We start from the raw sequence: 25,634 nt of genomic DNA on the forward strand, positions 1-25,634 counted from the left end.
CCCGCGCGGTGCCGGGGGTATGTGGTCAACTTGGTGAATGGGCATCAAGGTGTCACTCGAGCACCGCACGGCATATTCCTTCGATCGTCTCGTCGAGGTGCATCCGCATGAAGTGCGGTTGCGCCCCGCACCGCATTCGCGCACACCGATCGAGGCGTATTCGCTCGAGGTGTCACCGGCCGAGCACTTCGTCAACTGGCAGCAGGACGCGTTCGGCAATTTCGTTGCGCGCCTGGTTTTTCCGAATCCGACGAAGGAGTTGTCGATCACCGTCGGGTTGATCGCCGACCTCGAGGTGGTCAACCCGTTCGACTTCTTCATCGAGGACTACGCCGAGTTCTTCCCGTTCGAGTACGACACCGCACTCGCCGAGGATCTCGGGCCCTATCTGCGGCGCGTCGACGAGGCGGAGCCGGGCAGCGGGCCGGGGAAGTTGCTGCGCGACTGGGCGCAGGCCCACCGGCCGCAGGGCCCGACTCGTGCCATCGACTATCTCGTCGAACTCAACTACGCGCTGCGCAACGCCGTCGACTACACCGTGCGTATGGAGGCGGGTGTGCAGACGCCCGACCACACGCTGCGCACCGCGCTCGGATCCTGCCGCGACTCGGCCTGGTTGCTGGTCGGCGTGCTGCGTGAGCTGGGATTGGCCGCTCGTTTCGTGTCCGGCTACCTGGTCCAGCTCACCTCCGACGTGCCGTCGCTGGACGGTCCGTCCGGCCCGACCGCGGACTTCACCGACCTGCACGCCTGGACCGAGGTGTATCTGCCCGGCGCCGGCTGGGTCGGGATGGATCCCACCTCCGGCCTGTTCGCGGGTGAAGGCCACATTCCGCTCGCCGCCACCCCGCATCCCGGCGCCGCCGCCCCGATCACCGGCGCCACCGGGATCACCGAGGCCACCCTCGACTTCAGCAATGTGGTTCGCCGGATCCACGAGGACCCGCGAGTCACGCTGCCCTATACCGATTCTCAGTGGGACCGCATCGTCGCCTCCGGTGCCGCGATCGACGCTCGGATGGCCGGGGCCGATGTCGGCCTCACCATGGGCGGCGAGCCGACCTTCGTATCCATCGATGACCAGGTCAGCGCCCAGTGGACCACCGACGCCGACGGCAGGCACAAACGCGAGCGCGCTGTCGACCTCGCCGACCGCCTCCGCTCGATCTACGCGCCGACCGGCATCGTGCAGTACCGCCAGGGTAAGTGGTATCCCGGAGAACCGTTGCCCCGCTGGGAGATCGCGATCGCCTGGCGGGCCGACGGCGTGCCGATCTGGCAGCGGCAGGACCTGCTCACCGATCCGTGGACGCCGGTTTCGCGGCATACACCGGCCCCGAAGGGTGCCACCGAAACGGCGGGCTCCACCCCCTCGAACGGATACGCACCGGCCGGCGCCGAGGTCGCGACCGCCGTGGTCGCGCTCGGCCTGGCGGACGAGTCCGGCCCGATCGCGGCCGATGACGTGCCCGCGTCGGTCGACGCGGTATCGGTGCTCGATGAGCGCCCGCCCACGGTCGTCCCTGTCGACATGGTCGCGGTCCTCGACCCGCGTCGTCGGGTCGGTGGTGACGAAGTCGCTGCCGCTGTCGTCGCGCTCGGCCTCGCCGACGATGACGACTTCCGACGCGACGGCGAGATGAGCGGTGCCGACCAGGTCGACGACGCCGTTGCGGGCGATCTCGCGCAGGAGGCAGAACCTGCCGTCGAGGTCGAAGGTCTCGAAGAGGTGGAGTCCGGCGACGGACCGGTGCTGATCGACGAGCCCGTCGAGTTGGTCGCCGCCGAGCATCGCCGCACCGCGGAGAGCCAGCAGGCCTGCGCCGACGCCGGTGGCAGTGATCGCCCGGTGACGAAGGCCGAGGTGTCGAAGCGGGAAGCGAAGGCGTCGGCCGAGGCTGCCGAGAAGGCCACGGACGAACTGCGAAGGATCCTGGGGATAAAGAAAGTTCGCGGCAAGAACGACAGGAGATCCGGGAGTGCGCCGCAGACGGCCCACCCGCACATCCAGCTGACCCGCTCCCAGCCGAGCAACTCGGCCGCCGGGGTGCTCCACGACCGGGTGCCCGCCGCCGAGATCGGTGCGGCCAAGGCCTTGATCGCCGAGATCGCGGGCACCCTCGGCTTGCCCGATGCGCAGGTGCGGCCCGCGTTCGAGGATCCGTTGGCGCGGTTGGCGGCGACAGTGAGTGCGCCGTACGGCGATCCGCCGCCCGCCGATATCGACCCGACCGAGGACTCGCCCGAGGTGCGGCGGGTATTGCTCGAGAGTTTGGAGGAGTCGGTCGATCAGCCGTCGGCGTATGTGCTGCCGATTCATCGGCGGGCCGACGGGGCGGGCTGGGCCAGTGCTGACTGGCAGCTGCGTCGTGGACGGGCCGAGGGCGGTCGCGGTCGGATCGTGTTGGCCGATGGCGATTCGCCTGCCGGACTTCGTCTGCCGATCGGATCGGTGTCCTGGCACGCACCGCCGATCCTGCCCGACAGCGACCCGCTCTACCAGCAACCGCTGCGCGCGGAACGGGTCGAGCCGCCCGCCGCGGTGGAGTCCGCCGATTTCACGCCGACGACCGCACTGGTCGCCGAGGTCAGGCAGGGGCGGCTGCATGTGTTCCTGCCGCCGGTCACCGAGCTCGACGACTTCCTCGATCTGATCGCCAAGGTCGAGGCGGCGGCGGTGGCGATCGGGCAGCCGGTGGTGCTCGAGGGCTACGCGCCGCCGAGTGACGCTCGGCTGCAGACGTTCTCGGTGACGCCCGACCCCGGCGTGATCGAGGTGAACATCATGCCGACCAGCTCGTTCGCCGAGCAGGCCGAGGTGCTGAACACCCTCTACGAGCAGGCCAGGCTCGCCCGGCTGAGCACGGAATCCTTCGACGTGGACGGCACACACGGCGGTACCGGCGGCGGCAACCACATCACCCTCGGTGGCGTCACCCCGGCGCGTTCGCCGATGCTGCGCCGCCCCGACCTGCTGGTTTCCATGCTCACCTACTGGCAGCGTCATCCCGCGCTGTCGTACCTGTTCGCGGGTCGTTTCGTCGGTCCGACCTCACAGGCGCCCCGCGCGGACGAGGGTCGTGAAGGCGCGCTCTACGAACTCGAGATCGCCTTCGCCGAGGTCGCCCGGCTCACCGCCGAGCAAGCACCCGGTCCGACGCCCTACGAAATTCAGTCGGCCCCTTGGCATATCGACCGCGCGCTGCGGCATCTGCTCACCGATCTCACCGGCAATACCCACCGTGCCGAGTTCTGCATCGACAAGCTGTACAGCCCCGACTCGGCCCGCGGTCGACTCGGACTGCTGGAGCTGCGCGGCTTCGAGATGCCGCCGCATTTCCAGATGGCGATGGTGCAGTCGTTGCTGGTGCGCGGTCTGGTGGCGATGTTCTGGGACAAGCCGCTGCGCGCGCCGCTGATCCGCCACGGGTCCAACCTGCACGGTCGCTATCTGCTGCCGCACTTCCTGATGAACGACATCGCCGAGGTGGCCGCCGACCTGCGCGCGGCGGGCGTCGACTTCGACACCGCCTGGCTCGACCCGTTCACCGAGTTCCGCTTCCCCCGCATCGGCACCGCCATGATCGGTGAGGCGGAGCTGGAACTGCGCGGCGCGATCGAGCCGTGGCTCACCCTCGGCGAACAGACCACCGGCCAGGGCACCGCTCGCTACGTCGACTCCTCGGTGGAACGGTTGCAGGTGCGCCTGGTCGGCGCCGACCGCGGCCGCTACGTCCTGACCTGCAACGGCATGCCGGTACCGCTGCTGGCCACCGACAAATCCGACGTGCAGGTGGCGGGCGTGCGCTACCGCGCCTGGCAGCCGCCGAACTCCCTGCACCCCTCGATCACCGTCGACGCGCCCCTGGTGTTCGACCTGGTCGACGTCGCGACGGGTATCTCCCGCGGCGGCTGCACCTACCACGTCGTGCACCCCGGCGGCCGGGCCTACGACGACGCACCGGTCAACGCGGTCGCGGCCCAGTCACGCCGAAATCGCCGTTTCGAGGCCGCCGGCCATACGGTGAACCCGATGGATCCCGCCGAACTCCGTGCGAAGATCTCGGCACAGTCGACCGATGTCGGAGCACCAGGCATCCTTGACCTACGCCGCGCACGAACCGTGTGGGGTACATAGTCGGTCATTTGGCGCCAGCCGCAATCAACACAGGAGGCTCGGTGGCTCAGCGCGACGAAGCGCAACGGGGCGGGAATCGGCAGGGATCGGGCGTACGCGCCCAGGTTGCCGAGCAGTTCGCGCGGTATCGGGTTGAAAGCTCGGCGGGTTCGCGCTTCGACGAGTGCGGCAGGCCGACCACGGGCTATTACGACGAGTTGGTCGACGGGCGCGGGCGGGTGCGGTCGATGTGGTCGGAGTTGTCCGCCGACTTCATCGATCAGGGGATCGGCGGGATCGATCGGATCGATCACCGGGTGCGCAGACAGATCGAGGACGACGGCGTCACCTACACCGAGGTCGGTCTCGGCGGCGAGGACGACACCGCGATACCGCAACCGTGGCGCCTCGACCCGATTCCGCTGCTGGTCTCCGCCGAGGACTGGACCCGCCTGGAAACCGGGCTGGTGCAGCGCTCGCTGGTGCTCGACGAGGTGCTCACCGATGTGTACGGCCCGCGCCGACTGCTGAGCTCGGGTCTGCTGCCGCCGGAGGTGGTGTTCGGCAATACCGGGTATGTGCGGGCAGCGCACGGCATCACGATCCCCGGCACCCACCAACTGTTCCTGCATGCCTGTGACATCAGCCGTTGGAGTGACGGGCAGTTCCGGGTGCTGGCCGACTGGGCGCAGGCTCCTTCGGGCGCCGGGTACGCCCTGGCCGACCGGCGCGTTGTGGCCTCGGCGATCCCCGAGGCTTTCGAGCACGCGGGGCCGCGTCCGCTCAGCCCGTTCGCCAGGGCAATGCGGTTGATGCTCGAGGAGGCGGCGCCCGAGCTGGCCGACGAGGAAGAGCCGGTCGTCGTCGTGCTCAGCCCGGGTTCGCATTCCGAAACTGCTTTCGACCAGGCATATCTCGCGCAGATGCTCGGTTTTCCGCTGGTCGAGAGCTCCGATCTGGTGGTGCGCGACGGCGCGTTGTGGATGCGCTCGCTCGGCAGCTTGGAACGGGTCGATGTGGTGCTGCGGCGCGTCGACGCCGAGTTCTCCGACCCGCTGGATCTGCGACCCGATTCGCGGCTGGGTGTGGTGGGTCTGGTCGAGGTGCTGCGCCGCGGAGCGGTGACGGTGGTGAACACCCTCGGCAGCGGGCTGCTGGAATCGCCCGCGCTGAGCCCGTTCCTGCCGCGCATCGCCCGCTCGGTGCTCGGCGAGGATCTGTTGCTCGACGCGACCCCCACGTACTGGGGTGGCGACGACACCGAACGCGCGCACCTGGTGTCGCATGTCGGTGATCTGGTGCTGCGCTCCGCCGTCGACGGCTCCACGATCTTCGGACCGAGCCTGTCGGCGGCCGAACGCGCCGACACCGCCGCCCGGATCGAGGTCGAACGGTGGAAGTGGGTGGGGCAGGAACCCGCCGAATTCTCGGTCGCGCCCGCGGTCGACGGCCCGGCGGGGTTGGCGCCCGCGCCGGTGGGCATGCGGTTGTTCTCGCTGGCCAGGCGGGGCGGCTATACGGCGATGTCGGGTGGACTCGGCCAGCAGCGCATGCGGCTCGAACCGACCCGCAGCGTGATCAAGGTCGCCGCCAAAGACGTGTGGGTGCGCGCGGCCCCGGCCACCGTGCCCGCGGTGGGTTCGGAAGCGCCGCCAGAGGAGCGGTTGCGCAGGGCGGTGCCGGTCGTCGAGGCGATCAGTTCACCGCGTGTGCTCAACGACCTGTTCTGGATGGGCCGCTACAGCGAGCGCGCCGAGTCGGTGGTGCGCTTGCTCGCCGCCACCCATGACGTCTACCAGGACTACCGCTACCGCCCCTGGCTGGACGGCGCCGAAGCCTTGCCGATCCTCATGCGCGCCCTGTCGGTCACCACGGGCACCGTCGCTCCGCAGTCGGTGCTGCCCGACGGAATCGGTCAGCTGACAGCGGTGCGGTCCCGCGATGCCGCTGCCGCGGAGGTTTCGAATTCCGCTGCTGAGCGAGATGATTCGGCAGGTGTCGAAGAACCCGCTCGCGACGCACCGTCATCGAGCGACGAAGAAGCAACGGACGCGGTGCGTCACGACGCTCCGTCCGAGCCGAAGGCAGCACAGTCGGCGGTGCAGAGCCAGAGCGCCGGGCAGGATCGATCCACAGCTGGCGAGCCCGAACCCGATTCCGGGGTCGATGAGGCGGAGGCGCCTTGGGAGCGGGCAGGAACCAGTGCGCTGGCGCGCGCGTTGCGCACCACCGGCGTCACGCCCGAACGTGGTCCGGAGCCGGTTCCCGACCCCGAGCCCGAGCCGGTTCTCGCCCGGTCGCGGCAGGCGCAGGGCCAGTTCACCCATCGCGCGATGGATTCCAGTGGTCAAGAGGGTGTCGCCGCGCGACGTGCGGTGGCGGGGGCTTCGGCCGAGGGATTCCAGTACCTGGCCTCGGTGACCGGCGATCGTGAGCTGGCCGGGTCGCTGTCGTACGCGGTGGATCACTACGGGTCCGCCGCGCGGGCGGTGCGCGATCAGCTCTCCGGAGACACCTGGATGATCGTCGGTGCTGTCGATCGCGCGCTGGCCGAATTCCGCAGTGCCAGTACCGAACAGGAGACGGCGCTGTCGGCGGTGCATTCGCTGACGTTGGCGGCGTTGCTGTCGCTGTCGGGGATCGGCGCCGAGTCGATGGTGCGCGACACCGGCTGGTACGTCATGGATATCGGCAAACGGATCGAGCGTGGACTCGCCGTGACGTCGCTGATCAATGCCGCTCTGGGGCAGCGGAGTTCGGCCGAGGCGCAAGGAGTGGTCGCCGAGGCCGTGCTCGCCGCGACCGAGTCGGCGGTGAGTTACCGTCGCCGCCATCGTGGTGCGCCGCGCGTTGCCGCGCTGGCGGGATTGCTGCTGTTCGATGCGGGCAATCCGCGTTCGCTGATCTATCAGCTCGACCGTCTCGAGGCCGATTTCCAGGCACTGCCGGGCGGTTCCGGCGTCTCGCGCCCGCAGCGGCTGCTCGCCGATGCCCAGCGCATGCTGCGCCGGGTCGACCCGGCCGACCTGGAGAACACCGATGACGACGGCGTACGGACCGAGCTGGTGGAACTGCTGGAGGGGGTGCACTTGCGACTGCGCAAGTTGGCCGAATCGTTCGAAACCACCAAACTCGCTGTCCCGGCGGGTATCCAGCCTCTCTGGGGTAACACCAGGATGGTCGGATGACCCGGCGATACATGGTGGTGCACCGCACCACCTACAGCTACTCCGACGAGGTGACCAGCTCCTACGGTCGCGCGTACCTCACCCCGCGCGAGTACCCGGGCCAGCGCTTGCTCGAGCACGAGATCTACATCGACCCCGTCCCCTCGGACCGCTCGGTGGGCACCGACGTCTACGGCAACACCACGACGTATTTCCATGTGACCTCCGAGCATCGCAATCTCGAAGTCACCGGTGAATCCCTGGTCGATGTCGACGGCGAACACCCGGGGAGCATGCCGGGCGTCGATATGCCCTGGGAGGCAGCGCGTCCGAGCACCGCCACCGGACCGCTCGCCGTCGAGTTCACCCTCGATCTGCTCCCGCCCGAGATCACCCCCGACGTGATCGTCTACGCGGCGGAGAGTTTCCCGCCGGGCAGGCCGCTGCTCGAAGCCGTCACCGAGCTGAACACGCGCATCCACAACGACTTCCAGTACCGCTCGGGCTCCACCACGGTGAGCACCAGCGTGGCCGACGTGTTCGCCGCCCGCGAAGGCGTCTGCCAGGACTTCGCCCGGATCGGCGCGGCCTGCCTGCGTTCGCAGGGCCTGGCCGCCCGCTACGTCTCCGGCTACCTCGCCACCGACCCGCCTCCGGGTAAGGAGCGCATGGTCGGCGTGGACGCCACCCACGCCTGGGCGGCGGTGTGGTTGCCGAGTACCGACGACGCCGATCGCACCGGGCGCTGGATCGCCTTCGACCCCACCAACGACCAGTTCGCCGACGAGCGGTACGTGACGGTGGCGTGGGGCCGCGATTACCAGGACGTTCCGCCGCTGCGTGGCATCATCTACACCGATGCCAAGCAGTCCACAATCAAGGTGTCGGTCGATGTAGCTCCGGTGGAGGTGTAGTCCGTGCGTGACTTCGTTTGTCCGAATTGTGGTCAGCAGCTGGCTTTCGAGAACTCGGTCTGCCTATCGTGCCGCAGCGCACTGGGTTTCAGCCTCGGCGAGCGTGCGCTGGTGGTGATCGGTGACCCGCCGAGTGACGAGGCGATCGACCACGTGGCGGGCGTCGTCGACAGCGACCGCTTCCGCCTGTGCGACAACCTGCATGTGGCGCAGTGCAATTGGCTGGTCGACGGTGACGCGTCCGGCCCCGGTCTGTGCGTGTCGTGCAAGCTCACCAGGACCAGGCCCAACGACACCGATACCGACGGCCTCGCCGCCTTCGCCGAGGCCGAGACGGCCAAACGGCGATTGATCTTCGAACTGGTCGAGCTCGGCCTGCCGATCGTCGGCCGCGACGAGGATCCCGAGCGCGGGCTGGCCTTCGATCTGCTGTCCAGCCGGACCGACGACGTGCTCACCGGCCATATGAACGGCGTGGTCACCCTCGATTTGGCCGAGGCCGACGACCCGCACCGCGAGCAGTTGCGCGTCGAGATGGCCGAGCCGTACCGCACTTTGCTCGGCCACTTCCGGCACGAGACCGGGCACTACTACTTCTCCGTGCTGGTGGCCGATGACGCTGCCCTGCAACGCTTTCGCGACCTGTTCGGCGATCCCTTCGCCGACTACCAGGCGGCCCTGGACCGCCACTACTCCCAGGGCGCGCCCAGCGGCTGGAAACGCGACTACGTCTCCTCCTACGCCACCATGCACGCCGCCGAGGACTGGGCCGAGACCTTCGCCCACTATCTGCACATCCGCGACACCCTCGATACCGCGGCGGCCTTCGGCCTCGCCCCCGCGGGCGCGACCCTCGACCGCCCGCAGATCGGCCGCGCGGGGTTCGACAAGATCATCGAGCTCTGGCTGCCGCTGACCTGGTCGCTGAACATGGTCAACCGCTCGATGGGCCGCGACGACCTGTACCCCTTCGTCCTGCCCGAACGGGTGCTGGAGAAGATGCGCTTCGTCCACGATCTGTGCACCGGCAGTCATGCCGCCGCCCCGGAGGCTGTCGTCTCGACGGGGTGATACGTTCTCGATTCCACTGCGACGAGCGTCACAGCTGGCTACGCTGCTTGATTGAGACCGATGCGTCTCAATCCGGTCGGTACCTCGACTCGGACTGCTCGACGAGAAGTGTGTGGCTATGAACTCTCCACTGGTATCAGTCGGTCTGCCGTTGGCGCTGGCGGTGATCATGTTCGGCCTCGGGCTCTCGCTCACCGGCGCCGACTTCGCCCGCATCGCGAAGACTCCGCGCATCGTCGCCATCGCGCTGGTCTGCCAATTGCTGGTGCTACCGGTGGTCGCGTTCGGTCTGGTGCTGCTGTTCGACCTGACGCCGATTCTGGCAGTCGGCATGATGCTGCTCGCCGCCTCGCCCGGCGGGACGACAGCGAACCTGTTCAGCCACCTGTTCCGTGGCGACGTGGCGCTGAATGTGTCGCTGACCGCGGTCAATTCGATCATCGCGGTCGTCACGGTGCCGCTGGTGACGAACTTCGCCATCGGCTACTTCGAGCCGAGCGGCGAGGACGGTTCGGTCGGTCTGCAGCTGACCAAGGTGATCCAGGTATTCGCGATCGTGCTGGTTCCGGTCGGCCTCGGCATGCTGGTGCGCCGCTGGTCGACGGAGTTCGCGGATCGGATGGACAAGCCGGTGCGCATCGGGTCGGCGATCACGCTGCTGCTGGTGATCGTCGGAACGATCGTCAGCGAGCGCGAGACGTTGGCAGGCTCGCTCGCCGACGTCGGCGCCATCACCGTCGTGTTCTGCCTGATCAGCCTGACGGTCGGCTACTACCTGCCGCGCCTGCTCGGCGTCGCCGACCGCCAGGCCATCGCCTGCTCGTTCGAGGTCGGCATCCACAACAGCACGATCGCCATCACCATCGCGATCAGCGTGCTCGACAGCAGCGAAATGGCCGTTCCCGCAGCGGTGTACGGCGTGCTGATGTTCCCGCTCGCCGGGCTCGTCGGCTGGCTCATCACCCGTGGACAGGTGCGATCAGCTGTCGCCGCGGAGTGAGTCAGGCGTGCGCCGCGTAGATGTGGCGGGCCAATTCGTCTCGGAGGGCACTGAACTCGGGGTCGGCGCGGATCGTGGCGAAGTCCGCGCCGGCCTCGAACGTGGGCGTGACGTCGTGCACGATCCGGCCGGGCTCGGTGCCCATCACCAGGATTCGGGTGCCGAGGAGAATCGCTTCCTCGATGCCGTGGGTCACGAACAACACCGTCTTGCGGCGATCGCGCCACAGGGTGAGCAGCTCACGCTGGAGTCGCTCCCTGGTCAACGCGTCGAGTGCGCCGAAGGGCTCGTCCATGAGCACGATGCCGGGATCGTTGATCAGCACGCGGGCGATCTGCGCGCGCTGCTGCTGGCCGCCGGAGAGCTCGTAGGGCTTGCGGTCGCCGAGCTGGTCGAGTCCGACCAGCTCCAGCAGCCGCTGCGCGTCGGCCCGCCGAGTCTGCTTCGACACGCCACGGACTTTCGGACCGAACTCGACATTGCCGCGGACCGAGAGCCAGGGGTAGAGGTTAGCCTGCTGGAAGACCACGCCGCGGTCGGGATCGGGTCCGTCGACCACCCGATCGCCGACCCGCACCGCACCCGAGGTCGGTGGGAGGAATCCGGCGAGGATGTTGAGCAGAGTGGACTTGCCGCATCCGGAAGGGCCGATGACGCAGACGAATTCGCCGGGTTCGATGGTGAGGTCGGTCGGCGCGAGCACCACGACATCGCCGTCTGGACCGGGGTAGCTCTTGCTCACCCCGGTCAACGTCACCCGCTCGGCGTCGGCGGCCACCGGCCCCGCGGTCACGAGCCCGCGCCCGCCGCGGCGGTGGCGGAGATGCCGTCGCGGTACTGCTGATCGGTGCCGACCGCGGCGATGCCGCCCTGGCTCAACAGGAATCGTGCGGTACCGGCGAGGTCCGCGCTGAAGCCGCCACCCAGGTACTTCGCGCCTGCCTGTTCGGCAGCGGGCAGATACTGGTAGCCCGCCAACTGCGGAACGACCTTGTCGGGGGCGATACCGAGCTGCGCGCCGATCGACACCGCTGCCTCGGCCTGCTGGTTCTTCAGCTGACCGACGGCGTAGTCCTGCACCTTGGCCCAGGTCTTCGCGAACGCGGCATTGTCGGCGAGGAATTTCTTGTCGGCGATGGCGACGTCGAAGGTCGGCGCACCGCCCGCCGCGGTCTCGGCACTACTGGTGAGCACCGTGCCACCCGCCGCGGTGAGCTTGGACAGCGTCGGGTCCCAGACCCAGGCCGCGTCGATCTGATTGCCCTGCCACGCACCGGGAATCGCGTCCGGAGCGAGGTTGATCAGCTCCACCTTGCCGGTGAGTCCGGCCTTGTCGAGCGCGGCGAGCAAGCTGTAGTGGGAGGTGGAGCCGAAGGGCGTCGCCACCTTCTTGCCCACCAGCCCGGCCAGGCTGGTGATCGACTTGTCCCGCACGACAAGCGATTCCGAGGTGCCGATCACGTCGTGGATCCACACCACCTGCACGGGCAGGTTCAGCGGTGCGGACAGTGCCTTGGTCGCCGGGCTCGAACCGAGCGTGCCGATGTCGAGTCCGCCCGCGCCGAAGGCCTGCACCACGTCGGCGCCGGAGGAGAACTGGCTCCAGGTGATCTTCGCGTTCGGCAGGCACGCCTGCAGCAGGTTGCGGTCCTTCACCACCAGATCACCGTTGGGGATGGCTTGGAAGCCGAGGCGAACGGTGCTGGTCACGCTCGGATCGGCGGCGAACGGGCAGCTCGCGGCCGCCCCGGTGTCCTCGCGCCCCGATTCCACGCAGCCCGCGGTGACAGCGACTACGGCGGAGAGTGCGGCCGAGGTCGCGACGACCCTGCGCAGTGCGGTTTTCATACTTTGCCTTTCCATGGAACAGCTCGGGCGCCGATGAACACGATCACCGCGTCCAGCAGCATCGCCGCCACGCCGATCACGATGATGCAGGCGATGGTGAGCGGCGTATTCAGTTGCGTGCCCGCGATATACGCGAGTCCGCCGATACCGGGAATGCCGTTGTTGAGTTCGGCGGCGACGACCGTGGTCCAGGCGAAAGCCGTCGCGATGCGGACACCGCTGATCACAGTGGGCAGGGTCGCGGGAAGCACGACGAGTGAAATGACCTGTGCGCGACCGGCACCCAGTGAGCGCGCCGCGTTGAGGTAGTCCTGTTTGACGCCGAGTACGCCGTCGAGCGTCGCGATGACGATCGGCGGGAACGCGGCGAGGAACAGCAGCCAGATCTTGGCGGTGTCGCCGATACCGAACCACACGATGAGCAGACCGATGTAACCCAGCGGCGGCAGGGCGCGCAGAAAGTTCAGGATCGGCTCGGTGACCCACCGCACCGGCGCCACCATGCCCATCACGAACCCGACCAGCGGCCCGACGATGATCGCCGCACCCACCCCGATCGCGATCCGCTGCAGACTGGCCAGCAGGTGTTCCCAGAGGTAGTAGTTCTGCTCACCGACAACGAACCGGTCGATGCCGTCGGCGATCCGATGCGTGGAATTGGCCCGTACGAAGGCATCCCACACCGCGCGCGGCGAGGGCAGATACAGCGGGTCGACCACACCGGCCGCCGTCACCACCGTCCACGCGACCAGCACGATGCCGAGGGCCACCACCGCGGCCAGCACCGAACCACCCCGCCGCGGCGCCTTCACAGAGGTGGGTTTCGGACCGGCCGCCTCGTCGACGTCCACAGTCGACACCACTGCCGTCACCCAGCACTCCTCACCTCCGGTGCTGCGGCGGATACGCCGAGCACTGCGAGGCAGACGCTATCGGCGCAGGTAGCCGTCGAGGGAGGTTAAAAGTCGCGCTGAGCGGAAGTCGGCTCGGCGGTTCAGGCGCGCAGGCGCTCCTTGCGGAGTCGATCCACCTCGGGGAGGTCGAAGGGGGCCAGCTCGGCGGCCGGGATGCCGAGGGCCATGGCGATGAGGAGGTCGGCCAGCTCGGGGTTGCGGGCCAGCGCGGGGCCGTGCAGGTAGGTGCCGAAGACCGAACCCTGGACTACGCCCTCGGTGCCGTCACCCACGCCGTTGCCGACACCACGGGTGACGCGGGCGAGCGGAGTGGCGTCGGCGCCGAGAGTCGTTCCGCCCCGGTGGTTTTCGAACCCGGTGAGGGGTGCTTTGAGCCCGGGGACGAGGGGAGTGGTCGTCACTTCGCCGATGGCGCGAATCTTCTGGGGGGAGGTGGTGACGTCGAAAAGGCTCACGCCGTCGACCTTTTCGCCCGCCGAGGTCTCGTACCAGTTGCCGAGCACCTGGATGGCGGCGCAGATGGCGAGGACCGGAGCGCCCTTGGCGGCGGCCTGCTGGAGACCTGGGTACTTCTGGAGATGACGGGTGGCCAGCCGCTGGGCGGAGTCCTCGGCGCCGCCGAGGGTGTAGATGTCGAAGGAGTCGGGGACGGGATCGGCGAGGGTGATGTCGATGATCTCCGCCTCGTAGCCGCGCATGCGCAGGCGTTGACGCAGGACCAGAGCGTTGCCGCCGTCGCCGTAGGTGCCCATCACGTCGGGCAGGACGAGGCCGATACGAATGGTTGACTCGCTCACTTGCGGGCCTCCAGGTCACGGTTGAGATCGCGGAACGCGGTGTAGTTGGCCAGCACCTCGACGTGCCCGGCGGGACAGGACGCGATGGCGCGCACCGGATCCGGGATGAGCGTGTGTTCGACGCCGGCGTAGGTCAGGCGCACCGCGAGGTCGGTGGCGCGCTCGCCCGAGGCGACCACCTGCACGCCTTCGAAGTGCTCGAACCGCACGTCCCACAGCCACGACAGGTCCTCGCCATCGGGCACCTGACCGTTCACCGCGATCACCAGACCGGCCGAGGTCGGCTCGATCATCGACAGCGCTTCCTGCCAGCCCGCGGGGTTCTTGGCCAGCAGCAGACGGGCATCGTGTTCGCCGACGGTGACGGTGCGGTAGCGGCCAGCGATCTCGCGCACGGTGCCGGTGGCGTCGGTCGCCTTCGCCGGCTCGGCGCCCATCGCGACCGCGGCGGCCACAGCCTGGGCCGCATTGCCGCGATTCGCGCGGCCGGGCAGGGCCAGATGCAGCGGAGCGCGGAAACCGTCGGGGCCGCACAGGTCTTCGCCGTCGAGCCACCACACCGGTTGCGGGCGGTGGAAATCGGCGCCGGTCGAGCGCCAGTTCTCGCCCTCCCAGACGATCGGCTCGCCGCTGCGCGGACAACTCGTCGCGTCGACGGCCCAGCCGCTGCCCGCCGACACCCACACCACATTCGGGTGGTCGTAGGCGATGGAGGCCACCAGCACGTCGTCGCAGTTGGCGATGACGACCGCGTTCGGATGACGCAAGAGCCCGGCGCGCAGCTTGCGTTCGATCATGTTGATCTCGCCGACCCGGTCGAGCTGGTCGCGGCTGAGATTGAGCAGCACCACGGCGGCGGGGTCGAGCGCGTCGCTCACGTGCGGCAGATGCAGCTCGTCGACCTCGATCGCGGCCAGCGCCACACCGGGGTGCAGTCTGAGCGCGGCCACGATGCCCGCGTCCATATTGGCGCCGTCGGCCTGGGTGGCGACATCGCCGAGCGTGCCCAGCGCCGCGGTCGTCATCCTGGTGGTGGTCGACTTACCGTTCGTGCCGGTGATCAGCACTGTTCGCCGACCGCGTCCGAGCTGCGTCATGATCGACGGATCGATCTTCAACGCGATCAGGCCGCCGATCATCGAACCCTTGCCGCGACCTGCCTTCTGCGACGCCCACGACGCTGCCGCCGCTGCTCGCAAGGCCAATCGCCCACGCACCGAGATGTCTGCCACGCCGCGAGTCTATGTGCGTACCGTCCGGGCGCGCGTGCGGGAGCGGTGTGAGCTGCGTCCGGGTCAGGCCGGGTCGTCGAAAAGGTTGGGCAGACCCTTGGCGTAGCGGTCGATGTCGAGAAGCCGCAGCGGCTCTAGTTCGGGGGTGCGCCGCAGGCGGAAACCGCGGCAGCGCTGCGCCGACGAGCCCGCCACGTCGAGCAGCGCGTTCACCGCGGCGCGGGCCGACTCGTTGGCGCCCTCCATGGTCGCCAGGTCGATATCGGTGCGCACGTAATCACCGGCGAGGAACAGGTTCTCGATCGATCCGTGCGGCTCCGGCCGGGCATCCCACGAGCCCGCGGTATTGATGAGCAACGGGTCGGCATTCGCGTTGCGACTGCCCTGCCAGGTGATTCCCGGATCGAGAAACCAGGAATGCACGTCGGCGGGGCGAAGCAGTTGTTCGCGATCGTTGAGATGGCTGCTCAGCTGCTCCCAGACTTCGCGGAAGATCTCCTCGTGGGTGCATTCGACGGCGGGTTTGCCGTAGAGCATTCCGGGCGAATTCCAATCGGAGATATCGACCGAAAGACAATCGGCCACCGACCCGTCGCCGAAGGAGGGAAGTTTGTCGGCCCACAGCTGATTCTGGCTGATCGAGGTGAGTGACCACGGCGAATCCACATAGGCCGTGTGTCCGCGCGAAATACGCAGTGGCGCACGGAAATAGATCTGCATTCCGTTCATCCAATCGACGAAGAGCCGATCCGTCACGGCGAGTTCCGGCGCCACGGCGAGCACTTGCGACGACCACAGTTTTCTGGCCTGTTCCACCGGCAGCGCCACCACGAAATAGTCGGCCTCGACGGTGCGCGCCCCCGTGGCATCGGTGATCCGCGCGGCGCGGATCCGCCGGTCGCGTACCTCGAGTTCGCTCACCCGTGCGCCGAGTTCGAAACGAACGCCGAGGTCACGCAGGTGGCGTACCCACGGGTCGATCCAGGCGGTGTTGGTCGCGTTGTTGAGCACGCGGTCCAGGCCGCCGTCGTTGCCGAGGCCGAGCGGATTGCCGAGGAACTGTTCGCCCATGCTGCCGATGGTGCGGGTACTGGCCAGGTTCTCCTTGGCGGCGACCATGATGGAGGTGAGCGACCTGGACACGACCGCGCGGAACTCGTGCGAACGCTCGTGCCCGCGCACGAAGTCGTACCAGGAGGTGTGCTCCCACTGCCCGAATCGGCGGGCATCGCAGCTGGTGTTGAACACCATCAGCCGGTTGGCGAAGAACATGCCCTCCGCCGCCGACATCCTGGCGGTCGTGGCGATGGTGGCGGCCAGGGTTTCCCTGATCGAATCCGGGGTGGCCTGTGTGGCGGTGATGCCGTCGGGCAGGGCGAGCAGGATGTCGTCGCCGTCGCGGCGCGAGAACCTGGCCTCCGGCACCGAGACGAGGTTGTTCCACACGCCGTCGGCATTGCCGGCGAACGGAATTCGGCGCATCGTGTCGGGCAGGTTCTGATAAAAGCCGGGGAAGAAGCGGAACCCGTGCTCGCCGGGCAGATCGGGTCTGCCGTCGCGGCCGGTGCCCGGCACGCCCATGCTGCGCGCCTTGCCGCCCAGCCCCCGCGCCTCGTACACGGTGACCTCGAACCCGCGTTCGGCCAATTCATGGGCGGCGGTCAGTCCGGCGACACCGCCGCCGAGAACGGCGACCCGTCGGCCGGGTGGCGCGGCGAATCCCGGCGCTCCTGCTACGGCCCCCGCCGATATCACCCCCGCTGCGACCGTGCCGCGAAGTAGGTTCCTTCGCGAAACGGGCCACCGCTGTTCCGCCATATGCTGTTCAGCTGCCTTGCTCGAGTATTGCCTGGGATTTGCTACCACTCTAGAGCGCGGCGAAGACCTGGCTGTATCGACCTGTGCGTCGTTCGCGAGCTCGAAACCGGCCGGTCGCACAACAACCGCATCGGCGACCGGTCACATGCTAGCCAGAGCTCGCGCGATCGTGGGTCGAAATCGGGTTCAGGCTCGGGCCAATTCGGGAGTGGGGGCGGGCGACGCTGCCTTCGTGAGCCCACGGCCGGTGGTGGCCGCGAAGGCCCCCGCGATCACGATCGCCCCGCCGACCAGCGCGGCCACCGACGGCTGCTCGTCGAGAACCGCCCAGGCGGCCGCGATGCCGACGACCGGCACGAGCAGCGACAACGGCGCGACCGTCCCCGCGGGGTAGCGGCTCATCAGGTAGGTCCACAGGCCGGAACCGCAGACGGTGGCGAGGACGGCGATGTAGGCCAGCGCGGCCAGTGCGGGCAGGCCGTCGACGGAGAACGCGGCGCCGATCGCGCGGAAACCGGTTCCAGGCCCCTCGACAACCATCGACAGCGCCAGCATCGGCAGCACGGGGACCACCGACATCCACAGCGTCAGGTGCATCGGGTTGTAGCCGGGGGAATCGGCGCCGGCCTGGCGGGCGCCGATATTGCCGAACGCCCAGCCGAGGCCGCCTGCCAGGGTCAGCAGGACGGGCAGCAGGGTGGCATGGGCCATCCGATCGGCGCCGATCACCACCATGCCGAGCACGGCGACGGCGAGGCCCGCCATCTGCACGGGCCGTAACCGCTCGCGCAGCAGTACCGCGCCGAGCACCACCGTGAACGGCGCCGACGACTGCAGCACCAGTGAGGCGAGACCGGTCGGCATCCCGGTGCGCATCGCCGTGAACAGGAACGCGAACTGCAGGATGCCGAAGCCGGTGCCGTAGAGCAGCAGCCAGCGGGTGCGCACGGCGGGGCGCGGGATGAAGATCAGCACGGGGATCGCGATCACGGCGAAGCGCAGTGCGACGAAGAAGAAGGGCGGGAAGTGGTCGAGGCCGATGCGGATGGCCAGGAAGTTCAGGCCCCAGAGCACGACGACGGTCAGTCCGAGCAGGCGGTCACGGGAGGTCACGCCCTTATCGTGCGGGCCGCTAAAGATCAGCACAATCGAATAAATGTGGACGAATAACGTAGTTTTACTTCATGTTCTCGATCGAGCGATTGCGGATCCTGCGCGAGCTGGCCGACCGTGGCACGGTCGCCGCCGTCGCCGAAGTGCTGTCGATGACGCCGTCGGCGGTCTCGCAGCAGTTGAAGGTGCTGGCCAGGGAGGCCGGGGTCGCGCTGCTCGAACCGGACGGGCGCCGGGTGCGGCTCACCGACGCCGGGCAGGCGCTGGTGTTGCGGGCCGACGACGTGCTCGCCGCGATGGAGCGGGCCACCGCGGAGATGGCCCACTATCGGGGCTCACCACGCGGGCAGGTGCGGGTGGCGTCGTTTCCGTCCGGGGCCGCGCTGCTGCTGCCGCCCGTGCTGGCCACGCTGGCCGCCAGCGGGGTCGAGCTGGTGGCGGGTGACGAGGACCTGCCGCCGAGTGAGGCGTCGAAACTGCTGGCCGACTACGACATCGTGCTCACCCATCGCGACGAACGCGCGCCGTCGCTGTCCGCGCCGCGGCTGGCGGCGCGGGTGCTGATGCGCGAGCCGATCGATGTCGTTGTCGCGCCGGATCATCCACTGGCCGGGCGGTCTTCGGTGCGTCCGGAAGAACTCGCCGATGAGACCTGGGTGAGCGTGCGCGGTGGGTTCCCGGTCGACGATGTGCTCGAATCCATTGCCACCGTCACCGGGGTGCGGCCACGGATCGCGCAGCGGCTCAACGAGTTCCGAGTGATCGAGACGCTTGTGGCCTCCGGCTACGGTGTCGCGCTGATGCCGCGCTACGCCGTAGCCCACCCCGACCTGTCGGTACTACCGCTGGCCGGGGTCCGCGCGGCCAGGGTCTACGAGATCATCACCCGCCCGCAGGCGCACCGCAGCCCGGCCGTCGCCACGGTGCTCGACGCGTTCGAGGCCGCGGCGCGCGAAGTCATCGCGCGGTGACGGATCCGCGCGCCGAGAATTCGTGCTGCGTCAGAACTGGCCTGGCTGATACTGCTGACCCGGGTAGGGCTGGCCGGGCTGATACTGCTGTTGCTGGGGCTGACCGTGGTAGCTGAAGTCATCGGCGACCATCGCGGCCAGTTCGAGCAGGGCCCGCCTCGTCGGCTTGCTGACCAGCTCGAGGTCGATCTCGGCGCCCTCGGCCAGGTGATCGTCGAACGGAACGATCTGCACGGCGCGGGTGCGGTCGAGGAACAGCTTGCGTAGCTGGTCGAGGTCGACCGTGGACGCGCCACGGCGCGAGGCGTTCACGACGACGACGGTGCGCTCGACCAGCTTGCTGTAGCCGTGGTGGTCGAGCCAGTCCAGCGTCGCCGAGGCGCTGCGCGCACCGTCGATAGCGGGGGAGGTGACCAGCACCAGCGAGCTCGCCATATCCAGCACGCCCGACATCGCCGAGTGCATCAAACCGGTGCCGCAGTCGGTGAGGATGATGTTGTAGAACGACTGCAGGATGCCGATGGCCTTGCGGTAGTCGGCCTCGCTGAAGGCCTCCGACACGGCCGGATCCTGTTCGGAGGCAAGCACTTCCAGTCGGCTCGGGGCCTGCGAGGTGTGCGCGCGAACATCGGAGTAACGGGTGATCTGCTGGTCTTCGAGCAGGTTGCGCACCGTCGAGCGGGTCTGTCGCGGCACACGGTGGGCGAGGGTGCCCAGGTCGGGGTTGGCGTCGATGGCGATCACGCGGTCGCCGCGCTGGGAGGCGAAGGTGGAGCCGAGACCGACCGTGGTGGTGGTCTTGCCGACGCCGCCCTTGAGCGAGAGGATCGCGATCCGGTAATCGCCGCGGACGGGCTGGTTGACCCGCTCGCCGAGATCGCGGTAGACGACATCGGCCGCCGACTCACCGGGGTTGATCACACCGCCGGACACCTTGTGCACGGCCTTGCGCCACCCGCTACGCGGTGACTTGCGCGCGCGCTTGAGCAGGTTCAGATCGTTGACCGAATGACCGGGCTGGTTCGGTGCCTGCATGTGCTGGGGCTGGAACGGCTGCTGCTGCGGGGGCGGACCGCCCTGCCACTGCTGGCCGGGCGGCGGACCCGGCTGGCCGAGCTGACCCGGGAACTGCCCCGGGTGACCGGGGAATTGTCCCTGCTGCTCGGGCTGGCCAAGTGGCATCCCACCCTGCATCGGCTGCTGGTACATCGGCGGCGGCGGAGGCGCCCAGCTGTAGATGGGCTCGGACTGCGGCCCCTGCTCCGGCGCGGGGAACTGTTGCTGCTGTTCGGGTCCGGGATAGGGCGGGCCCTCGGCGCCCGGGTACTGCGGCTGCTGTTCGGCGCCGGGGTACTGCGGCGGCAGGCCCGGTTGCGGCTGCTCGCCGGTCGCATGCGGGCCGGGGTAAGGCTGTTCGGCGCCCGGCTGACCCGGCAGCCACGGCTGCTCGCCCGGCTGGCTCGGCCACGGCTGCTGCTCGGGGCCGTTCATCGGCGGCGCGCCGCTGTGCTGATACGGATCGGGCACCGAGTACGGAGCACCCTGCGCGAACTGACCCGGCGGCGCGAAACCCGCGGGCTGATACACGGTTTGGTCGGCGAGGCCGGCATGGCCGGGCTCGGCGACGGGCTGGTCACCGGTCGACGGATCGCTGCCTTCACCGACTGGGTCGGCGGCGGTTTCGGCGGGCTCGATGTCGTCCTCGGTCGCGGTCTGCACACCGGAGGGACCGGACGCAGCCTCGGACGCGTCAGCCGACGGACTCTGCAGCCACGGCGGCGAGGTCGGATTATGGTCGTTGTTGGTCACAGTTCCCCCACTTGCTCGCTGAACGAGCAGGAAAGCTCGGCGCTGAATATGCCCTAAAACGCTAACACGGAGCCAAATTTCGCGCGCCGGTGGCAGCTGCCACGCACGGGCGGATGGGAATCGAAAGCGCCCAGCTCAACCGGTATATCCGGCGCGAAGCCGACCAGCCGGACCGCGGTTATCCACAGGATCGTAAAACTATCCACAGGTCAGCATGGTGGCCGAGACTCCGGTCCCGGCCACCATGGAGCAACCTATTGCGCGGCGCGGTTCACGGCCGAGACGACCGCGCGCAGCGAGGCGGTGGTGATCGAGGTGGCGATGCCGACGCCCCACACGACCTTGTCGCCGATCGCGACCTCGACGTAGGCGGCGGCCTGCGCGTCGTCACCGGCGGACATCGCGTGTTCGCTGTAGTCGAGCACGCGCACGTCGAAGCCGACGGTCGCGATCGCGTCGACGAACGCGGCCAGCGGGCCGTTGCCCGAACCGCTGATCTCCTGCTCGACGCCCTCGACCTTGACGGTCACCACGATCGAGTCCACGCCACCGTCGGTCTCGGCCGCGGTGACCTTCTGCTTGATCCGCTCGAGCGGCAGGATCGGGTTCAGGTACTCGGTGGCGAAGACATCCCACATCTCCTTGGGCGTCACCTCGCCGCCCTCACCGTCGGTGATCGCCTGGATCGCCTGCGAGAACTCGATCTGCAGGCGACGCGGCAGCACCAGCCCGTGATCGGTCTTCATGATGTAGGCCACGCCGCCCTTGCCGGACTGCGAGTTCACCCGGATCACGGCCTCGTAGGTGCGGCCGACATCCTTGGGGTCGATCGGCAGGTACGGAACCTCCCAGACGATGTCGGATACGTCGGCGTCGCGCGCGTCGGCGGTGGCCTTCATCGCGTCCAGGCCCTTGTTGATGGCGTCCTGGTGGCTGCCCGAGAACGCGGTGTAGACCAGGTCACCGCCGTAGGGGTGACGCTCGGCGACGGCCAGCTGGTTGCAGTACTCCACCGTGCGACGGACCTCGTCGATATCGGAGAAGTTGATCTGCGGGTCGATGCCGCGCGAGAACAGGTTCATGCCCAGCGTCACCAGGCAGACATTGCCGGTGCGCTCACCGTTGCCGAACAGGCAGCCTTCGATGCGGTCGGCGCCGGCCTGGTAGCCCAGCTCGGCGGCCGCGACGGCGGTGCCACGGTCGTTGTGCGGGTGCAGCGACAGCACGATCGAGTCGCGTCGGGCCAGGTTGCGGTGCATCCACTCGATCGAGTCGGCGTACACGTTCGGGGTGGCCATCTCGACGGTCGCGGGCAGGTTGATGATCAGCGGCTTGGCCGGGGTCGGCGCGATGATCTCGGAGACCGCGTCGCACACCTCACGGGCGTAGTCCAGCTCGGTGCCGGTGTAGGACTCCGGGCTGTACTCGTAGCGCCACTCGGTGTCGGGGTAGCGCTTCTCGATCTCCAGGCACAGCGCCGCCGCGTCGGTGGCGATCTTCTTCACCGCGTCGCGGTCGGCGCGGAAGACCACCCGGCGCTGCAGGATCGAGGTGGAGTTGTAGAAGTGCACGATCACGTTCGGTGCGCCCGCGCAGGCCTCGAAGGTGCGCTCGATCAGCTCGGGGCGGCACTGGGTGAGGACCTGGATGGTGACGTCGGCGGGGACAGCGCCGTCTTCGATGATCTCGCGGACGAAATCGAAGTCGGTCTGGCTCGCGGCCGGGAAACCGACCTCGATCTCCTTGTAGCCCATCCGCACCAGCAGGTCGAACATGCGGCGCTTACGGGCCGGGCTCATCGGGTCGATGAGGGCCTGGTTGCCGTCGCGCAGGTCGACGGCACACCACGCGGGCGCGCGATCGATGATCTTGTCCGGCCAGGTGCGGTCGGGCACCGTGATCGGCTCGACCTCTTCGGCGAAGGGGCGATACCGGAACGCCGGCATCGAGGAGTTCTTCTGGGTGTTCCAGGCGGGCTGGTCGGCCGGTGCGGGTTTGCCGGGGGCCGAAATGGTGCGCGAAGCGGATACGAATGCGTCAGCCGAGGACATGCAAGTTTCTCCGTGGGTGTGATGGATTCCCTGAATGGGAGCGGGTCGACCGGCGCGTTGGAACCCCGCGACGGGAGCCGGTCCGTATCAGGACCCGTCGCGGCGGCCGAGAAGAAGAGCCCGCTGCAGCATGATCCTTCGAGCTTACCGCGTGCCCACCCCTGCTTGTAAGCGGCCCGGACCAATTCGACGAATCGAGTCCGCTGCCTTTCGCTCACCGGTTGACCAGTACGGTTTCCCCCATAACGCACGCTTGTACGGACTTCACGTCCGACGAGACGTACCAAAGGAATTCGAATGACTTGGCTACAACAGGTGGCCATCTTCGCCGCGGGTATCGCGGCGGGTGGCATCAATACGATCGTCGGATCGGGCACGCTGATCACCTTTCCCACGCTGCTCGCGTTCGGGTTGCCGCCGGTGACAGCGAATGTGTCGAACACGATCGGTCTCGTCCCCGGCTCGGTGAGCGGGGTCATCGGCTATCGGCGGGAACTGGAAGGACAGCGGTCCCGACTGCTACAGCTGGGCACCGCGTCGCTACTCGGCGGCATCACCGGCGCGATCCTGCTGCTGACCATGCCCGCGGCGGCGTTCAAGGCGATCGTCCCCGTCCTCATCATCGTGGCGCTGATCCTCGTCGTCGTGCAGCCGCGACTGGCCGCATGGGTGAAGAAGCGCCGGGCGGACGGCGCGTCGGCGACGCCGGAACACGGCGGGCCCATTCTGCTGGTCGCGGTCTTCGCCACCGGCATCTACGGCGGCTACTTCGGGGCCGCCCAGGGCGTGCTGCTGATCGGTCTGCTCGGGGTGTTCGTGCACGAGGACATCCAGCGGCTCAACGGCGTGAAGAACGTGCTCGCCCTGATCGTCAACGGGGTGTCGGCGGTGATCTTCATCGCGATCGCCGAGGTGGACTGGCAGGTGGTCGCGTTGATCGCGATCGGCTCGATCATCGGCGGGCAGCTCGGCGCGAAGGTCGGGCGGAAGTTGTCGCCGACTGTGCTCAGAGGGGTGATCGTGGTGGTCGGCACCATCGCGGTGATCCGCCTGCTCACCAGCTGAGGCCCCGGTAGCCTCACGCGCTCGTCGTGACTTGTGACAAATGTGGTCGCCACCGGGCGATCCTTCATGTTGCGGGGTATTCTTCGCGTCGGCCATGCGTGATGAGGGAGGTGGCCTGGTGCACAGACGTGCCTTTTTCAAGGCGGCGGGACTGGCGGCTGTTGCCGGTGCCGTGGGAACGACGCTGGCGAGCGTGCCCGCTTCGGCGGATCCGCGCGAGACGATGTTCCAGTCCTGGGTACCGGAGATCTTCGCCCCGATCCCGGACGCGCCGGCGCATACACAGGCGATCGTCATCGGATCCGGCTTCGGCGCCGCCGTCACGGCGCTGCGCCTGGCCGAGGCCGGGATCACCAATACGGTGCTGGAGCGCGGTTCGCACTGGCCGAACGATCCGTGGCGCGAGATCTTCACCGGCGACGATCTGCCCGACGGCCGCGGGTTCTGGCATCGCACCAGCTTCACCGGCGTCACCAAGGTGCCGATGAGTTTCAGCGCGTTCGGCGGGGTGCTGGATGTGACCGAGTATTCCGGTATCGACGTGTGGCGGGCCGCGGCTGTCGGCGGCGGATCGGTGATCTTCACCGGGGCGATGGTGGCGCCGGAGCGCAGGCTCTTCGACCAGGTCTTCGGTGGTGTGGTCGATTACGGCGAGCTCGAAAGCGTCTACTACCCGCGGGTGCGCCAGATGCTGCGGCTCGACCAGATGCCCGCCGACATCTATCACTCCTCGCCGTTCGCGCACTCGCGCGCCTGGGACGAGCAGGTGCGTGCCGCCGGTTACCAGCCGCTGCCCAACGATTCGATCTTCACCTGGGACGTGCTGCGCAGCGAACTCGCGGGAAGCTCGCGTGCCTCGGCCACCTCGGCCCGCTCCAACCTCGGCAACTCCAACGGCGCCAAGTTCGACCTCAACCAGAACTACCTGCGCTACGCCCGCGAGACCGGCAGGTCCCAGGTGTTCCCCGGCCACCGCGTCGACGCTATCGCCCAGGAGGCGAGCGGCAGGTTCGTCGTCGCCGTGTCGAAGCTCGCGCCGAGCGGTCAGGTACTGAGCACCCGCCACCTGACCTGCGACAAGCTGTTCCTCGGCGCCGGTTCGATCGGCACCTCGGAGCTGCTGGTCCGCGCCCAGGCCACCGGCACGCTGCCCAACCTCAACGAACACATCGGCGACGGCTTCGGCACCAACGGTGACGTGGTGCTGGCCCGCGGCGCGAGCGCCATCGCGGGCCAGGGCCAAGGTGTGCCGAGCGCCAGCCGGATCCACGACGATTCCAACGTGCCGGTCACCCTGGAGAACTGGTACATCCCCGGCATCCCGTTCGAGACCGGCGCGCTGGCCTCGCTCGGCATGGTCCTCGATCCGACCCGCGCTCGCTTCGGCTATCACGCCGCGACGGGCGGCGTCGGCCTGAACTGGTCGACGGCCACGCAGCACGCGGTCGCCGCGGCGGCTCGCGTCGTCGATCACCGGATCGCCGACCGCGCGGGCGCGGTCGCCGAATACGGCGCGCTCGGTTACGACGCCAACGCCCAGTTCACCGCGCACCCGCTCGGCGGCGCGGTCCTCGGCAAGGCCACCGACGCCTTCGGTCGTGTTCACGGACACCCCGGCCTCTACGTGATGGACGGTGCCGCGATCCCCGGCAGCACCGCGACCGTCAACCCGTCATTGACCATCACCGCACTGGCAGAACGCAATATCGAGGCCGTCCTGCGCGGCTGAACACGCCATCGACCGGCG

General features: G+C 68.5%; 17 protein-coding genes. 8 read left to right on the forward strand and 9 right to left on the reverse strand.

The window, feature by feature from the left end; all coding sequences use genetic code 11:
- Nucleotides 1-37 precede the first annotated feature (37 nt).
- From OHS03_RS29605 to OHS03_RS29625, 5 genes are all read left to right on the forward strand, one after another.
- Entirely contained in the window at nt 38-4,138 is a 4,101-nt protein-coding gene (locus OHS03_RS29605; RefSeq protein ID WP_328658588.1) for a transglutaminase family protein, read from the forward strand.
- A 41-nt stretch (nt 4,139-4,179) separates the two neighbouring features.
- Nucleotides 4,180-7,305, forward strand: a complete 3,126-nt coding sequence (locus OHS03_RS29610) for a circularly permuted type 2 ATP-grasp protein (protein WP_328658590.1) — start codon at nt 4,180-4,182, stop codon at nt 7,303-7,305.
- Nucleotides 7,302-8,198, forward strand: a complete 897-nt coding sequence (locus tag OHS03_RS29615) for a transglutaminase family protein (protein ID WP_328658592.1) — start codon at nt 7,302-7,304, stop codon at nt 8,196-8,198. Before OHS03_RS29610 ends, OHS03_RS29615 begins: the two co-directional genes overlap by 4 nt.
- 3 nt (nt 8,199-8,201) lie before the next feature.
- Nucleotides 8,202-9,269: a zinc-binding metallopeptidase family protein gene (locus OHS03_RS29620; protein WP_062990183.1), complete on the forward strand. Its 1,068-nt coding sequence runs from the start codon at nt 8,202-8,204 to the stop codon at nt 9,267-9,269.
- Between the two features lie 118 nt (nt 9,270-9,387).
- A complete protein-coding gene (locus OHS03_RS29625; protein ID WP_328658595.1) occupies nt 9,388-10,269 on the forward strand; it encodes a bile acid:sodium symporter family protein in 882 nt (293 codons plus the stop codon).
- 1 nt (nt 10,270) lies between these two features.
- Here the strand turns inward: OHS03_RS29625 and OHS03_RS29630 are convergent, their stop codons facing one another.
- From OHS03_RS29630 to OHS03_RS29660, 7 genes are all read right to left on the reverse strand, one after another.
- Nucleotides 10,271-11,062 (reverse strand): ABC transporter ATP-binding protein, encoded by a 792-nt coding sequence (locus OHS03_RS29630; protein WP_328658596.1) that lies wholly within the window; start codon nt 11,060-11,062, stop codon nt 10,271-10,273.
- On the reverse strand, nt 11,059-12,117 hold the full coding sequence (locus OHS03_RS29635; protein WP_328658598.1) for a taurine ABC transporter substrate-binding protein: 1,059 nt from the start codon (nt 12,115-12,117) through the stop codon (nt 11,059-11,061). Before OHS03_RS29635 ends, OHS03_RS29630 begins: the two co-directional genes overlap by 4 nt.
- Entirely contained in the window at nt 12,114-12,980 is an 867-nt protein-coding gene (locus OHS03_RS29640; protein WP_407942527.1) for an ABC transporter permease, read from the reverse strand. The genes OHS03_RS29635 and OHS03_RS29640 overlap by 4 nt, the downstream gene beginning before the upstream one ends.
- A gap of 131 nt (nt 12,981-13,111) precedes the next feature.
- Nucleotides 13,112-13,828, reverse strand: coding sequence for a type 1 glutamine amidotransferase (locus OHS03_RS29645; protein ID WP_328658600.1), 717 nt, complete (start codon nt 13,826-13,828; stop codon nt 13,112-13,114).
- Nucleotides 13,825-15,060 (reverse strand): MurT ligase domain-containing protein, encoded by a 1,236-nt coding sequence (locus tag OHS03_RS29650; protein ID WP_328658603.1) that lies wholly within the window; start codon nt 15,058-15,060, stop codon nt 13,825-13,827. Before OHS03_RS29650 ends, OHS03_RS29645 begins: the two co-directional genes overlap by 4 nt.
- Before the next feature lie 63 nt (nt 15,061-15,123).
- Nucleotides 15,124-16,878, reverse strand: coding sequence for a hydroxysqualene dehydroxylase (locus OHS03_RS29655; RefSeq protein ID WP_328658605.1), 1,755 nt, complete (start codon nt 16,876-16,878; stop codon nt 15,124-15,126).
- Nucleotides 16,879-17,064: 186 nt separating this feature from the next.
- Nucleotides 17,065-17,991: an EamA family transporter gene (locus tag OHS03_RS29660; protein WP_328658606.1), complete on the reverse strand. Its 927-nt coding sequence runs from the start codon at nt 17,989-17,991 to the stop codon at nt 17,065-17,067.
- Nucleotides 17,992-18,062: 71 nt separating this feature from the next.
- Here OHS03_RS29660 and OHS03_RS29665 point away from each other — a divergent pair, with 71 nt between their 5' ends.
- Nucleotides 18,063-18,962 (forward strand): LysR family transcriptional regulator, encoded by a 900-nt coding sequence (locus OHS03_RS29665; protein WP_056821971.1) that lies wholly within the window; start codon nt 18,063-18,065, stop codon nt 18,960-18,962.
- 30 nt (nt 18,963-18,992) lie between these two features.
- Here the strand turns inward: OHS03_RS29665 and OHS03_RS29670 are convergent, their stop codons facing one another.
- Complete coding sequence (locus tag OHS03_RS29670; RefSeq protein WP_407942528.1) at nt 18,993-20,453, reverse strand: MinD/ParA family ATP-binding protein; 1,461 nt, start codon at nt 20,451-20,453, stop codon at nt 18,993-18,995.
- A 572-nt stretch (nt 20,454-21,025) separates the two neighbouring features.
- Nucleotides 21,026-22,822: a 2-isopropylmalate synthase gene (gene leuA, locus OHS03_RS29675; protein WP_056821969.1), complete on the reverse strand. Its 1,797-nt coding sequence runs from the start codon at nt 22,820-22,822 to the stop codon at nt 21,026-21,028.
- A 297-nt stretch (nt 22,823-23,119) separates the two neighbouring features.
- Here leuA and OHS03_RS29680 point away from each other — a divergent pair, with 297 nt between their 5' ends.
- A complete protein-coding gene (locus OHS03_RS29680) occupies nt 23,120-23,887 on the forward strand; it encodes a sulfite exporter TauE/SafE family protein (protein WP_328658610.1) in 768 nt (255 codons plus the stop codon).
- 118 nt (nt 23,888-24,005) lie between these two features.
- Nucleotides 24,006-25,616: a GMC oxidoreductase gene (locus OHS03_RS29685; protein ID WP_328658612.1), complete on the forward strand. Its 1,611-nt coding sequence runs from the start codon at nt 24,006-24,008 to the stop codon at nt 25,614-25,616.
- The last annotated feature ends 18 nt before the right edge of the window (nt 25,617-25,634 follow it).

This window comes from Nocardia salmonicida (assembly GCF_036142455.1).
Taxonomy (GTDB): domain Bacteria; phylum Actinomycetota; class Actinomycetes; order Mycobacteriales; family Mycobacteriaceae; genus Nocardia; species Nocardia salmonicida.